Consider the following 14,675-nt stretch of genomic DNA (forward strand, 5'->3'; position numbering starts at 1 on the left):
AAAGACCCGTTTGGGTTGTATGGTTAAGTGACTAAGCGTACACGGTGGATGCCTTGGCAGTTGGAGGCGATGAAGGACGTATTAACTTGCGATAAGCTTAGTCAAGCTAGTAAAAAGCGCTTGAGACTAAGATTTCCGAATGGGGAAACCCACCTGCTTGCAGGTATCGTTAACTGAATACATAGGTTAACGAGGCGAACGCGGAGAACTGAAACATCTAAGTACCCGTAGGAAAAGAAATCAACCGAGATTCCGAAAGTAGCGGCGAGCGAAATCGGAACAGCCCTTAAGCTTATTATGTGTTAATGGAAGGCTGCTGGAAAGCGCCACGATACAGGGTGATAGTCCCGTACATGAAAAGACATTTTAAGTGAAATCGAGTAGGTCGGAGCACGTGAAACTTTGACTGAATATAGGTGGACCATCATCTAAGGCTAAATACTCCCAACTGACCGATAGTGAACCAGTACCGTGAGGGAAAGGCGAAAAGAACCCCTGTGAGGGGAGTGAAATAGAACCTGAAACCGTGTACGTACAAGCAGTAGGAGCCCACTTGTTGGGTGACTGCGTACCTTTTGTATAATGGGTCAGCGACTTATATTTTGTAGCGAGGTTAACCGAATAGGGTAGCCGTAGGGAAACCGAGTCTTAACTGGGCGAATAGTTGCAAGGTATAGACCCGAAACCCGGTGATCTAGCCATGGGCAGGTTGAAGGTTGAGTAACATCAACTGGAGGACCGAACCCACTAACGTTGAAAAGTTAGGGGATGACCTGTGGCTAGGAGTGAAAGGCTAATCAAACCGGGAGATAGCTGGTTCTCCCCGAAATCTATTTAGGTAGAGCCTCGGACGAATACTTACGGGGGTAGAGCACTGTTAAGGCTAGGGGGTCATCCCGACTTACCAACCCTTTGCAAACTCCGAATACCGTAAAGTAATATCCGGGAGACACACGGCGGGTGCTAACGTCCGTCGTGAAGAGGGAAACAACCCAGACCGCCAGCTAAGGTCCCAAAGTCATAGTTAAGTGGGAAACGATGTGGAAAGGCCCAGACAGCCAGGAGGTTGGCTTAGAAGCAGCCATCCTTTAAAGAAAGCGTAATAGCTCACTGGTCGAGTCGGTCTGCGCGGAAGATGTAACGGGGCTAAACTATGCACCGAAGCTGCGGATTCAGAATTTATTCTGAGTGGTAGGGGAGCGTTCTGTAAGCCGTTGAAGGTGTACCGGGAGGTATGCTGGAGGTATCAGAAGTGCGAATGCTGACATGAGTAACGATAATGGGAGTGAAAAACTCCCACGCCGGAAGACCAAGGGTTCCTATCCCATGTTAATCAGGGTAGGGTAAGTCGACCCCTAAGGCGAGGCCGAAAGGCGTAGTCGATGGGAAACAGATTAATATTTCTGTACTCGATATAATTGCGATGGGGGGACGGAGCAGGCTAAGCAAGCATAGCGTTGGTAGTCTATGTGAAAGTGAGTAGGGCGTTTGTTTAGGTAAATCCGGACAAACACTAAACCTGAGACACGAGACGAGTCACTACGGTGATGAAGTTGCTGATGCCATACTTCCAGGAAAAGCCTCTAAGCTTCAGATTATATGGAATCGTACCCCAAACCGACACAGGTGGTCAGGTAGAGAATACTAAGGCGCTTGAGAGAACTCGGGTGAAGGAACTAGGCAAAATCGTACCGTAACTTCGGGAGAAGGTACGCTCCTATCTGTGATGAGACTTGCTCTCTAAGCGGACGGGAGCCGCAGTGACCAGGTGGCTGGGACTGTTTATTAAAAACACAGCACTGTGCAAAATCGCAAGATGACGTATACGGTGTGACACCTGCCCGGTGCCGGAAGGTTAATTGATGGGGTTATCCTTAGGGAGAAGCTCTTGATCGAAGCCCCGGTAAACGGCGGCCGTAACTATAACGGTCCTAAGGTAGCGAAATTCCTTGTCGGGTAAGTTCCGACCTGCACGAATGGTGTAACCATGGCCACGCTGTCTCCACCCGAGACTCAGTGAAATTGAAATCGCAGTGAAGATGCTGTGTACCCGCGGCTAGACGGAAAGACCCCGTGAACCTTTACTACAGCTTGGCACTGAACATTGAACCTACATGTGTAGGATAGGTGGGAGACTTTGAAGCAGCGACGCTAGTTGTTGTGGAGTCAACCTTGAAATACCACCCTTGTAGTTTTGATGTTCTAACGTTGGCCCCTGAATCGGGGTTACGGACAGTGCCTGGTGGGTAGTTTGACTGGGGCGGTCTCCTCCTAAAGAGTAACGGAGGAGCACGAAGGTTGGCTAAGTACGGTCGGACATCGTACGGTTAGTGTAATGGTAGAAGCCAGCTTAACTGCGAGACAGACACGTCGAGCAGGTACGAAAGTAGGTCATAGTGATCCGGTGGTTCTGAATGGAAGGGCCATCGCTCAACGGATAAAAGGTACTCCGGGGATAACAGGCTGATACCGCCCAAGAGTTCATATCGACGGCGGTGTTTGGCACCTCGATGTCGGCTCATCACATCCTGGGGCTGAAGTCGGTCCCAAGGGTATGGCTGTTCGCCATTTAAAGTGGTACGCGAGCTGGGTTTAGAACGTCGTGAGACAGTTCGGTCCCTATCTGCCGTGGGCGTTTGAGAATTGAGAGGGGTTGCTCCTAGTACGAGAGGACCGGAGTGAACGAACCGCTGGTGTTCGGGTTGTCATGCCAATGGCATTGCCCGGTAGCTACGTTCGGAACTGATAAGCGCTGAAAGCATCTAAGCGCGAAGCAGGCCTCGAGATGAGTTCTCACTAGACTTTTAAAGTCTCTGAAGGGCCGTTGAAGACTACAACGTTGATAGGCAAGATGTGGAAGTGGTGTGAGCCATTAAGCTAACTTGTACTAATTACCCGTGAGGCTTAACCATACAACGCCAAACGCGTTTTATGCGACAGTTTAGACAGAAGTTAATATAACTAAAGTAGATATTACTTGAAGAAAGACTTAAAAAATATTATCAGATATTTTCCAAATTCAGTTAGTGCGTAGCGATACGGATTAACGCCCAAATTTGCTTGGTGACAATAGCGTTTTGGACCCACCTGATCCCATGCCGAACTCAGTAGTGAAACGAAACAGCGCCGATGATAGTGTAGCATTTGCTATGTGAAAGTAGGACATTACCAGGCTTCAAATTGTAGAAAGCCCGGATCTAACGATTCGGGCTTTTTTACGTCTGCAGAAAAGTGAAATGCGCGCAATTAACACACACTCACATCAACACACATCACGTAGGGCGGGCGAGCGTAGCGACTCCCGACGCTGATATACTGCGTAGCGTACCGATTTTATATTGTAGAGCGTCCGAATCTAATGATTCGGGCTTTTTTACGTCTGCAAAAAAGTGATTCAGGGATTCCTCTAGAGCGAAGGACTTCTTAGTAAATAATTTATATCAATCAGCAATAATATCTAATCAATTTGAGGGATTAAATCTGACGCTAACTGCGTTAAAAACCTCATATATGAAACAACTGAATAACGAATTCTTGCCCTTCTTTTATCGACTTCGCTTAGTTATTGCTCTAATCTCAATTTATGATCTGTTCAATTATGTAGTTTATAAAATGTGACAGAGCTCGTTTAGATAAAAATAGAATAATAAGGGTTTAATAATGAGTGAAATTGATAATCACCCACATGGTATTTTTTGTTGGTCAGAACTTTGTACCCATAATTGGAAAGATGGTAAGACGTTTTATACCTCATTATTTGATTGGGGGTATGACGATCAACCTATTGGGGAGGACATATATTACACTATGCTACAAAAGCAAGGTGGTGATATAGCCGCTATGTATGAAATGCCTAAAGAGCAAATTAGTGAAGGGATCCCAAGTCATTGGTTGGCTTACATTGCCGTCGATAATGTTGATGATTGTGCGCTAAAAGCTAAAGAACTAGGTGCTGAAGTTATTGCCGGTCCTCATGATGTTATGAATGCAGGACGAATGTTGATGCTAAAAGATCCTGTAGGTGCCACTGTTGCACTATGGCAAGGAAATGAGCATAAAGGTTGTAAGCACTTAGGTGAATTAAACACTCCTTATTGGCATGAGTTAGCAACCAGAAATAGTAAAGTAAGTAGAGACTTTTACTGTGCTTTACTAGGCTGGGAAAGTGAAATAAAGCCAATGGACGGTATGGATTACACTTTATTTTTAGTCGGTGGACAGCCAATTGCCGGTATGCTTGAGATGACAAGCGACTGGCCTGAAGATATTCCTGCTCATTGGATGATTTACTTTGCAGTAGAGAGCTGCGATACAGCAGTAAATAAAGCCGCTAGCTTAGGTGGACAAGTATGTGTTCCTGCAACAGATATCCCCGATGTTGGTCGTTTTAGTGTTATATGCGACCCTCAAGGTGCTGTATTTTCGGTGATCGAATCTGTTATAGATGACGTTTAAACAGTTACATTAGCTTTAGCGTTAATTTACTCGCTAGTTTGTTATAATACTCGCCAATTAAATCGTCAGAAAGTGCAGAGAACGCAATGGAATTTGAACAAGATAGCAATTTAACCCTTCCTTTATTTCTATTAGATGAATCATTAAGTGATAGAGATTTAGAGCAGCCTGATTTTGAAATATCAATTGGACTTGATGATGAGTTACTTGCTCAAATTTGCCAAAATCCAAGTGAAGATAGCAGTGTAGCTATTACCGTTAGCGGTTATGAGTTGCTTATAACTGATTCTCTGTATTTAAGTATATTAGAGCAAGAGCATGATGCGCAGATAACATTAACGCATGGGCCTCTTTTAAGTATTGTTTTGAATACTGAAGGTCAGAAAACATTCGTTTCTCCTCAAATGGATATGATGCCCACCTTCGATTTAGGTGACGAGGACGAATGAAAAAAATAATAATAAGTACATTTGTATTAATTATCCTTAGTGGTTGTGCTTACTTAGGTAATGCACATTACGATGATTTATTTGGACCAGAGCAAGCGCAAGAGCGTATCGTTCCACATTCTACTCTTGCTGGAGCTGATTTTTTACAAAACGTAAAACCAGTGCTCGATACCCGCTGCGTCGTTTGCCATGGTTGTTACGATGCACCTTGCCAGCTTAAGCTCTCATCCCCTGAAGGTATTGACCGAGGTTTGAGTAAAGAGCTTGTTTACGATGGAACTCGTTTATTGGCAACGACCCCAAGCCGTTTATTATTTGATGCAACCAATACACAGCAATGGCGAGAAAAAAACTTTACGCCAGTGCTAAATGAGCGCGTACAAAGTGAAGAAGCAAACTTAGCGGGAAGTGTTTTATTTAATAGTTTAGTGTTAAAGCAAAGCTATGAATTACCAACTAATGAAGTGCTAGATGATGAATTTGATTTTTCATTAGGGCGTTCGCAAACCTGTGCAACAATGGGGGAGTTTGACCGATTAGCTGACGAGCAACCTCATGGCGGTATGCCTTATGGTTTACCTGGGGTTTCGCGCGAAGAGTTTAATCATTTACAGAACTGGCTTAAAAATGGCGGTAAAATGTCACATATTGAGCCACCAAGTAAGTATGATCAGAATAAAATAAAGGGCTGGGAAGCATTTTTAAATCAAGATAACTTAAAGTATCAGTTATCAGCACGTTATATTTATGAACATTGGTTTTTAGCACATATTTATTTTACGTCAGAGAACCCACAAAGCTTTTTTAAACTAGTTCGCTCAAGTACGCCTCCTGGTGAGGAAATAAAGTTAATTAATACGCGTCGTCCATACGATGACCCTAAAGTTAGCCGTGTTTATTATCGTTTTATGCAAGAGCGTACAACCATACTTTCTAAAACGCATTTACCACTTGAGCTTAATGAAGCTAAATTACTGCGTTTGTACGAGCAGTTTATTGCGCCAGATTATACAGTTACGCAAATGCCGAGTTATGAGCCTAAGTCAGCATCTAACCCATTTAAAACTTTTGAAGTTATTCCTATTAATTCTAAATATCAATTTATGCTTGATGAAGCCGAGTTAATTATTATGGGCTTTATAAAAGGGCCTGTTTGTCGTGGTCAGATTGCTTTAAATGTTATAAATGATCACTTTTGGGTGGCATTTGCTGATCCTGATAAGGTTGCGACTCCTGCTGTAGGGGAAATGCTAATGCAACATGAAGAAGCGCTAGAACTTCCTGCTGCAGAGGAAAGTAATGCGTTACCTATTTCTAGCTGGGTTAAATATTCAGTTCGTGAGAAAAAATATTTACAGGCAAAAGTTGAGCTTGCTAACGAAATGTTTAAAGGTGGCGAGCATCTTACAACTGACTTGCTTTGGAAAGGTGATGGGCATAATAAAAATGCTGCGCTGACTATTTTCCGCCATTTTGATAGTGCAACTGTTGTTAAAGGTTTTATTGGTCAAGAGCCTAAAACCACGTGGATACTTGATTATGCGTTATTTGAACGTATTCATTATTTGCTTGTGGCAGGCTTTGATGTATACGGAAATATAGGCCATCAATTGGTTACACGTTTATATATGGATTTTTTACGTTTAGAGGGAGAGCAAAACTTTTTAGCTCTATTACCTGAGCACAAGCGTAATCAAATCAAAAAGCAGTGGTATCGTAATTCACCACCTGACTTATCTAAGTTCTTTAAAAGTAACCGAGAATTTAGCCAACCCAGTGGTATTAACTATGAAACTGATGATCCACAGCATGAACTATATACCTTGATGAAAGAAGCCTTAGCGCCAGTTTTAAGTGAAAAATACAACTACACTGAAGTGCCAAAGCCGTTAAATGTAATAAGTGAAATGCCAGCAAAAGCGGTTAACTTATTACCTCAGCTTTCTTTTATACTTGTAAAGCAAGAAGATAATAGCCATAAGGGCTACACTATTATTCATCATAATGCGCATTACAATATATCTAGTTTATTAAACGAAGATGGCCAACGTGCTTATGATGAAGATACCGCGACTATTGTTCCTGGGTTTATCGGAGATTATCCAGCAGCTATTTGGTATTTAAATAACGAGCAGCAAGTAAATGCTTTTGCCGAGCAATTGCCTATGATGCAAATAGAAGCTGATTATGGTGCATTGAAATCTAAGTTTGGTATTCGACGTACTCATCCACAGTTTTGGCAATACAGCGATATATTGCACGATACTGCTAAAAAATATCGTGGGATAGAATATGGAATGTTCGACTATAACCGTTTAGAAAATAGATAGTTAAATAGTTTTATTTTATTAGCCCAACTTTTTAGTTGGGCTTTTTTATTTAATAATCATTATTTAAGCTGCTTATTAGTTCTAAAAAATTGAGCTACACTTAAAACAAAAACAAGGCTTAGTATGTTTAAAGTTGTCGCGAATATCCGTACTCGTTACCGATGGGCATTAATAGCAATAGCACTATTAATAAGCACATCAGCATCACTTATGCAGTATTATTTTTCGGTGCAAAAATACGACGCAAAAATAATAAATATGGCTGGTAAGCAGAGAATGCTTTCTCAAAAAATAGCTTGGCATAGTAATGAGTTATTATTATCGGCAACAAATATTTCTGAGCATACTAAAGCGTTAAAAGCGTCAGTTGTATCATTCAAAAAAACTCATAATTACTTACTTTCAAAAAATGGTAATGGAGAGTATCAATACCTTACACCTAAGCTTATTAAGCTGTATACGTTAGCTCCTCATAAACTAGATTCCCAAGTTGCAACATATATCCAGCAAGCGGAAAATTTGCTTTATCAACAAGGCCAAGTAGATAAGCGTATATTCTCTGTAACTGAGGTTGAAGAGCTATTAAAGCAACTAGATCATGCAGTGAATTTATTTGAAGAGCAAGCTGTCCAAAAATTGAACTGGGTATCTAACCTTGAATTATTATTTTGGCTTATGGCGATGTTTTTACTACTTGTAGAGTTAAGATTTGTATTTATGCCAATGGAAAAAGAAATAGGTAACGCATTGTCTAAATACCAAAAACAAAAAGAGTTCGCTCAACAAGTGAGTCAAAATAAAGAGCATTTTATTGCCAGAGCAAGTCACGAATTTAGAACTCCTTTACAGGGTCTTATTACGTCTATTGAGGAGTTAAAGGTTTCTGATACGCAGCAAAGCGTTAAAACCCAAGCTAATTACTGCGCACTTAGGTTAATAGCCATATTAGATGAACTGCAAGACTTGCAAGCTTTAAGTACAGGTAAGTGGGTACCGCAATTTAAAAATGAAAACCTTCTAGAGTCGTGTAATAAAGTACTAATGGCTTACGAGCATGCTTGTCAGCAAAAAGGCCTAAAACTAGTTAGTTGTTTAGATGAATCATTAAATTGTGTATGTAAATTGGATCATCAACGTTTGCAGCATACGCTTACAGAATTAATCAGTAACGCTATAAAGTTTACGACAGAAGGTGAAATTACTGTCTCTGCAAAGCTTTTTAATAATGAACTTTGTGTAACTGTAAGTGATACTGGTTGTGGTTTTTCGAAAGAGATTACTGATCTTGAATTTGACTCATTTAAACAAACAAACCATTTTCAAGGATTAAGAACAGGTCTCACTCGGGTTCAGTATGTTGTAAAGGCGTTGCACGGTGAAATTACCTTCAAAAATAATGAAGCCCATGGGGCGCTGGTATCTTTGCACTTACCAATAATTGCCAGTAAAGCTCTTCCAAACCCTCGTAAAATAAATGACAAACTAAAGTGTTTAGTCGTTGAAGATAATCCATTAAATACTATATTACTGACCCGCATACTTAGCTTATTAGGTTTAAGCTATGATTGCGCTGAAAACGGCAAAGTCGCGTGCGATATGGTGAGTGAAAATCAATACGATATTGTTTTTATGGACTTAAATATGCCAGTAATGGATGGGTTTGAGGCGATTAAAAAAATACGCTCTGATCTTAATAAAGTAATGCCAATTATTGTTATAACAGCAAATACTTCACAAAATGATATAGAGCGAGCTTATAAATATGGGGCTAACCTTCATATTCATAAACCAATAAGTCAGCAAGCAATTAAAGACGCATTAAATAGTATTAGCGTTGCTAGGGCGTGTTGATCTTTGGTAGTTGAATTTGCAGCAGACTGTTTGGTTTTTAGGCAAGGCAGAGCCTATGTAGTGTGGTTATTCCCCATAAATATGCGATAACGCAGCATAAATACCAAACATGCGCTGCCCATTGGGTTCTTTTTAGGGACGATTAACTCTTTGTTACTCGGTTTTGACTTATTCTTACATGGATGTAAGCCATTAGAATAACGCAGGAGCAGTAATCGAGCCCACTAGGTTACAAACCCCGCGCCGCGATTTAATCGCCCCTAGATTGAACAAATTTCAATCCACAAAGATCAATACGCCCTAGTGAAATAAATTAATTTTGCAGATAACAAGCTTGCTAAGCACTTTTAATATGCGTTAACTTGCTGTTTTAAGGTTTATTAGGAAAAGTTAGTGCAGTCAATTACGCTTGAGCAATTTAATGGTTACTTACAAGGACAAGGCAAAAGTCGTTACGACATATGCAACCTAGATTGGCAAGTGAATCTAGGAGAACATTGGCTGCTTCTAGGTGCTAATGGAGCCGGTAAATCTGCACTGACAGCTGCGTTAGTTGGTGAAGCTAAGTGCGAAAGTGGTAAGCGTATAAGTAGTATTAATAAACTTATGCTCGTGTCTTCAGATTCGCATAAACAGTTACTGGCCCAAGAATTAGAGCATGAAAAGCATAGCCTCGTTAAAGACCTTATATTTGCAGAGCATAGTAATAATGGTGAGTTATTAGCGCAGCTAATAGAATTATTTAAATTTAGCTCATTACTAAATAGGCATTTTAGAGAACTTTCAACGGGTGAAACTCGTAAACTCCTACTTATAAAAGCACTCAGCTCCCATAGTGAGTTAGTCGTGCTTGACGAGCCATTTGATGGACTCGACGTACAATCTTGCCAGCAACTTAATAAAATACTCATAGAGCTTAGCCAAACTATTACTTTTGTTTTTGTACTAAACCGCCTAGACGAAATCCCTTCATTCATTACTCACTATGGCTATGTAAACCAAGGTTGCTTGTTACATACTTTGGCAAAGCCAGACAGTGAGCAATTAAGTGACTTACTAAAACTACTTCATTTAGAGCATACTTCATTGGATGTGCCATCTCCTGACGCCGAGCAAGAGCAAAAGACATTCACTGGTAATACCTTAGTTAAATTGAGTAATGCTAAAGTTAGTTATAGTGACGTAAGCATATTCAAAAATCTCAATTGGACTATAAAAAAGCATCAGCATTGGCAGCTTACTGGAGCGAACGGTTCAGGTAAAACATGCCTATTAAATTTAATAACAGGTGATAACCCACAGTGTTATAACAATGACATTGGAGTGTTCGGTTTTAAACGCGGAACCGGGGAGAGTATTTGGGATATAAAACAGCATATTGGTTTTATATCTAACGCGCTACATATGGATTATCGCGTAAGTATATCGGCTTTAAATACTGTTATTTCAGGATTTTACGACAGCATAGGTTTATATCAAAAGCCGAGCGACGCACAAATTAATATTGCTAAGCAGTGGCTGGCATTTATTGGTTTAAGTGACAAACAAAACACCTCATTTACTCAGCTGTCGTACGGCGATCAACGTATGTTATTAATTGTGCGGGCTATGGTAAAGCATCCAACGCTACTTATTTTAGATGAGCCTTGCTTAGGCTTAGATGAAGCAAACAGGCAACGTGTACTGCTACTAATAGAGAAAATTTGTGCTGCTAATACAAGTACTGTGATTTATGTAAATCATCATGCGGCAGACAAAATTGAAGGAATAGAGAATTACTTAAAAATGGAAGACTTTAATTAAAAACTCAGAGAAAGGTTGAGCGAAAATTCACTCAACCCATTTTTATTTTAAAGACGAGTAACGCTAAAGCCTTTATCTCGAAGTTGTTTAAGTAACCCGTGTTTTTCAGGTAAATGCAGAGCGCCTACGGCAATAAATAGTTGCTCGTTTGCTAAACGCGGTGTGAGTTGTTTAACCCAATTATTATTGCGGTTAGTTAGCATTACTTGCTCGCTAATTTCACCGTAATTACTGTCATCAAAACTCATGTTGTAGTAATCGGTTAGTGTATCCATATCCCCGTTTTTCCAGGCATTAACTAATTTGATAAAGTAAGTATTAATATCGCTGAGTTGCTCAAAGGTTTCTTCAATCATTTCATTGCTTAATAGCGCCATACCATCAAACATTTGTAGTTGTTGTTCTAGGGTTTCAAGCTCGCCAATTTTAATATTATGCTCTTTAGCATAACTAAGCACTTGCTTGTCTATGCCGGTTTTATCTGAATAACCTGCATTTTGAAATTCAATTTGCATCATAGTCACCATAACAGCCCAAGGCTTTAAGCCATTAAACATAGCAATATCAATCGACTTTTTAGCAAAGTAATCTTTTAGCTTGGTATAATTTTGCTTTGAAAGCTCAGTTTGCAGTGTTTTACCGTCACTTAGCATCATAAATGGCATTGAACGCTGCTGCATTTCAAGTGGAGTAAGTTTGCTTATATCAACTTCAACAATCACTTCTTTGCTTGCACTAATTGCATCGGTTACATTTTTAGGTAAGCCTTTCATGCTGGCATCACCAACGTGTACAGTGCCAAATAAGTAAGAGCTGACGCCATTTTTTTCTATCTTGTATATGGCAGGAGCAGCATAGCTGTTAAGGCTAAATGTTATAAGTAATGCCACAATAAAAAAGTGGCTAACACGGGTAAGAGCATTCATGGTTTGTCCTTAAAATCTCGAAGGTTAGTAGTGTAAATACTAACCTAAATTTACTTCAGAGGTAACGTTAATATAAACGTTAACGTATTGCTTTCGGTATTACTGGCCGTAATAGTAAAGCCATTTAAGTTACATAAGCTCTGTACAATTGATAATCCTAAACCATGGCGCTGGTTATTAGTTCTAGATGAATCTAGCTGATAGAGCGGGTCAAAAATAGCAGTGAGCTGTTCACTACTTAGTGGTTTATTTACTTTGTTACTAACAGAGATGGTCATGTTTGTGCTGTTATTTACGGCAGTTAATTTAATTGGTGCCTCAGGGAGTCCATAAAATAGTGCGTTATCGATTAAGTTACATAAAATGGTATTTAAACTAAATTCGTCAGCATTAAGTGTAAACTCGTCAGTTATCTCATTATTTAAACGCGCTTTAATAGTTGGGTGCTTAAAGGTCAGCTCATCAACAATTTGATTTACTAGGTTATTTAGAATGATATTTTGTGCATTTAATTGCATTGCACTGCTACTTGAGCGCTGCAACAGTAATAGGTTGCTAACAATCGTTTTCATACGCTGTGAAATATTAAGCACATCACTGGTATAGGTGTCGCTAATTCGTTTATCGTCAGGGTAGCGAATAGCCACCTCTGAGAGGCTTATGAGTTCAGCTATTGGGGTTTTAAGCTCGTGTGCAATGTCGCTTGTTAGGCGTTTTTCATTACTATAGAGTTGCTGATTAACGGTAATAAACTTATTTAGCTCGTTACGTATAGGTTCTATTTCTTCTACTTTAAAGTCGCTTTCTATTGTTTGCGCAACACCGGTAATATCGAGTAACTTAATTTGGTCGTTTAAGTTGTGTAGCGGGTGCAGACCTTTATTTACAATACGTGTCACTAAATAGCGCACACCAAACACACCAAGTACACAGGTTAAAATAAAGACCACATCAATAATAATCAGTACTTTATTAAGTTCGGAGGTGGGCGCTGCGATTGCAAGAGTCATGGTATTAAAAACAGCAGAGTGAGTGGGATTTCTATCATCTTTTTGGGCTACAAAGTGACTTATAAGTGCGCGACCATCACGCCCGTTAGGAAGCTCGTAATCTATAATTTTAGATTCGTTTATCGGCATTTCTAAAAAAGGCAGGTTAGCATTTTCATAAAGCGCTAATGAGTCCGAGCGTTCAAACACATCACGGCCATGCCATAATTGGTAAAACTCCGTGGCATCTGCAGCTTCATACTCCGACATAAACTCACCAGCAAAATCAAATTCAACCACGTTGTTGTCATCTTCAACTAAGGTTTTTAAGTAGTTAGCTTTGTTAGTTAAAGACTGATTAAACTGATCTTCCACCCAAGTATCAACACTTAGATCAACGGTTAAAAATATGGTGAATAAAATAACAGAGATCACAGCGCTAATATTATTAACGAGTTTACGTTTTATTGAGTGACTTTTATTTTGTTGTTGCGACATAACCAAATCCACGTTTGTTTTTTATCGGGAGCTCGCCATCAAACTGTCTTACTTTTTTACGTATGGTTGAGATGTGTGCTTCAAGCGCATTTTTAGAGAGCATATCAAACTGACCTACCACCGCTTCACTTATAAGCTCAAGCCCTAATACTCGCTCTGGGGCGTTAAATAAGCATTCTATTATTTTGTATTCATTGCGAGTGAGCTCAATGGCATGTTGCTTGTAGTGAAGAGTTTTAAGTGACAGATCTAATACGCAATCACCTACGGTAAGGGTATTTTGTTGGTTTTGCAGTGAACCACGACGAAGTAATGCAAGGACACGAGCATGGAGTTCTTCAAACGAAAATGGCTTAGTTAAATAATCATCAGCGCCTTTCATAAGGCCGCTAATTTTATCTTGAGGCTCACTTCGTGCCGATAAAATTAGCACACGGCTTTGGCTATTACTGCTGCGCAGTGCTTGTAAAATACTCATGCCATCAACGCTCGGTAGCATTAAATCAAGTACTAGGAGGTCGTAGTTTCCACTGAGTGCCATACTCAACCCTTCTGAGCCATCACCAGTTTCATCTACGGTAAAACCAAGGTTGCTAAGGCCAACTTGCAAGCTGCGTCTTAGTGCTTCAGAGTCTTCAATAACGAGGATTTTCATGTTTACTCGGTTTATAAAAATAGCCTTGTTACTTTAACAAGGCTTTATTATCAAGTCACTTGGTTAATGATACCAACCATTTGTATAAGCTAGATTACCTAAGTTCGCGTGGGCTAGGGCTTTTTTAACTAGTTGCTCATCGTTTTCACATGGTACAAGCTGGTTATTGCTATACGTATAGGTGGTTGCTGGTTTTTGTGGTTGTAACACCACCACTTTATTATCGTGCATGTAGGCAAAGTTTTTGTCGTATTGCATCATTGCGCGTTGTTTGTTGTCGCTAATTGGCTTTGATAAATCATGACCTATCATAGGGTGCTTACCACTTGCGCCAATTAAAGACAGTAGAGTAACAGGAATATCGAGCTGGCTGGCTAGTTGGCTATCTCGTTTATGGGTAATACCTTTACCAAAAATAACGGCCGGAATTTTAAAGTGATCAACCGGTACTAAATTTGAACCCGATACGCGCGAGTCGTGATCGGCAATAACTATAAATACAGTATCATCCCAGTAGCTCGATTTTTTAGCTTTTTCGATAAAGGTGCCTAGTGCGTAATCGGCATACTTGGCAGCATTATTACGGGTTTGTTTTTGTTTATCGTACAGCGTTATTTTATCGTCAGGAAAGTCATACGGGCTATGATTAGAGCTTGAAAATATAAGGCTAAAAAAGGGTTTGTTTTGATTTTTAAGCTTAGTAAGTTCTATATCGGCTT

The 14,675-nt window shown here is 40.0% G+C and carries 9 protein-coding genes and 2 rRNA genes; 7 read left to right on the forward strand and 4 right to left on the reverse strand.

What is annotated here, in order from left to right; all coding sequences use genetic code 11:
* The first annotated feature begins 21 nt into the window (after positions 1 to 21).
* The 7 genes from L659_RS0117765 to L659_RS0117795 all read left to right on the forward strand — a co-directional run bounded on the left by L659_RS0117765 (position 22) and on the right by L659_RS0117795 (position 10,888).
* A 23S ribosomal RNA gene (locus L659_RS0117765) occupies positions 22 to 2,912 on the forward strand.
* Positions 2,913 to 3,059: 147 nt separating this feature from the next.
* Positions 3,060 to 3,174: ribosomal RNA gene (gene rrf / locus L659_RS0117770) — 5S ribosomal RNA — on the forward strand.
* 486 nt (positions 3,175 to 3,660) lie between these two features.
* The gene (locus L659_RS0117775; RefSeq protein WP_024591416.1) at positions 3,661 to 4,455 is read left to right on the forward strand and encodes a VOC family protein; all 795 of its coding nucleotides are present in this window, start codon (positions 3,661 to 3,663) and stop codon (positions 4,453 to 4,455) included.
* A gap of 86 nt (positions 4,456 to 4,541) precedes the next feature.
* A complete protein-coding gene (locus L659_RS0117780; protein ID WP_024591417.1) occupies positions 4,542 to 4,904 on the forward strand; it encodes a hypothetical protein in 363 nt (120 codons plus the stop codon).
* Complete coding sequence (locus L659_RS0117785) at positions 4,901 to 7,234, forward strand: fatty acid cis/trans isomerase (RefSeq protein WP_024591418.1); 2,334 nt, start codon at positions 4,901 to 4,903, stop codon at positions 7,232 to 7,234. Before L659_RS0117780 ends, L659_RS0117785 begins: the two co-directional genes overlap by 4 nt.
* Before the next feature lie 123 nt (positions 7,235 to 7,357).
* On the forward strand, positions 7,358 to 9,085 hold the full coding sequence (locus tag L659_RS0117790) for a response regulator (protein ID WP_024591419.1): 1,728 nt from the start codon (positions 7,358 to 7,360) through the stop codon (positions 9,083 to 9,085).
* Positions 9,086 to 9,478: 393 nt separating this feature from the next.
* Complete coding sequence (locus L659_RS0117795; RefSeq protein WP_024591420.1) at positions 9,479 to 10,888, forward strand: ATP-binding cassette domain-containing protein; 1,410 nt, start codon at positions 9,479 to 9,481, stop codon at positions 10,886 to 10,888.
* A gap of 47 nt (positions 10,889 to 10,935) precedes the next feature.
* Here L659_RS0117795 and L659_RS0117800 read toward each other — a convergent pair whose 3' ends face one another.
* From L659_RS0117800 to L659_RS0117815, 4 genes are all read right to left on the reverse strand, one after another.
* A complete protein-coding gene (locus tag L659_RS0117800; protein WP_024591421.1) occupies positions 10,936 to 11,814 on the reverse strand; it encodes a TraB/GumN family protein in 879 nt (292 codons plus the stop codon).
* A 50-nt stretch (positions 11,815 to 11,864) separates the two neighbouring features.
* On the reverse strand, positions 11,865 to 13,301 hold the full coding sequence (locus tag L659_RS0117805; protein WP_024591422.1) for a sensor histidine kinase: 1,437 nt from the start codon (positions 13,299 to 13,301) through the stop codon (positions 11,865 to 11,867).
* Complete coding sequence (locus tag L659_RS0117810; RefSeq protein WP_024591423.1) at positions 13,282 to 13,956, reverse strand: response regulator transcription factor; 675 nt, start codon at positions 13,954 to 13,956, stop codon at positions 13,282 to 13,284. Before L659_RS0117810 ends, L659_RS0117805 begins: the two co-directional genes overlap by 20 nt.
* Before the next feature lie 63 nt (positions 13,957 to 14,019).
* On the reverse strand, positions 14,020 to 14,675 hold a 656-nt coding region (locus tag L659_RS0117815; RefSeq protein WP_024591424.1), incomplete at its 5' end, for an LTA synthase family protein.

Source organism: Pseudoalteromonas sp. S8-8 (genome assembly GCF_000497875.1).
GTDB classification, from domain to species: domain Bacteria; phylum Pseudomonadota; class Gammaproteobacteria; order Enterobacterales; family Alteromonadaceae; genus Pseudoalteromonas; species Pseudoalteromonas arctica.

Bases quoted from the DNA above. Each gene is read 5' to 3' on its own strand.
- L659_RS0117775 (WP_024591416.1), top strand. From the start codon at position 3,661: ATGAGTGAAATTGATAATCACCCACATGGTATTTTTTGTTGGTCAGAA.
- L659_RS0117780 (WP_024591417.1), top strand. From the start codon at position 4,542: ATGGAATTTGAACAAGATAGCAATTTAACCCTTCCTTTATTTCTATTA.
- L659_RS0117785 (WP_024591418.1), top strand. From the start codon at position 4,901: ATGAAAAAAATAATAATAAGTACATTTGTATTAATTATCCTTAGTGGT.
- L659_RS0117790 (WP_024591419.1), top strand. From the start codon at position 7,358: ATGTTTAAAGTTGTCGCGAATATCCGTACTCGTTACCGATGGGCATTA.
- L659_RS0117800 (WP_024591421.1), bottom strand. From the start codon at position 11,814: ATGAATGCTCTTACCCGTGTTAGCCACTTTTTTATTGTGGCATTACTT.
- L659_RS0117805 (WP_024591422.1), bottom strand. From the start codon at position 13,301: ATGTCGCAACAACAAAATAAAAGTCACTCAATAAAACGTAAACTCGTT.
- L659_RS0117810 (WP_024591423.1), bottom strand. From the start codon at position 13,956: ATGAAAATCCTCGTTATTGAAGACTCTGAAGCACTAAGACGCAGCTTG.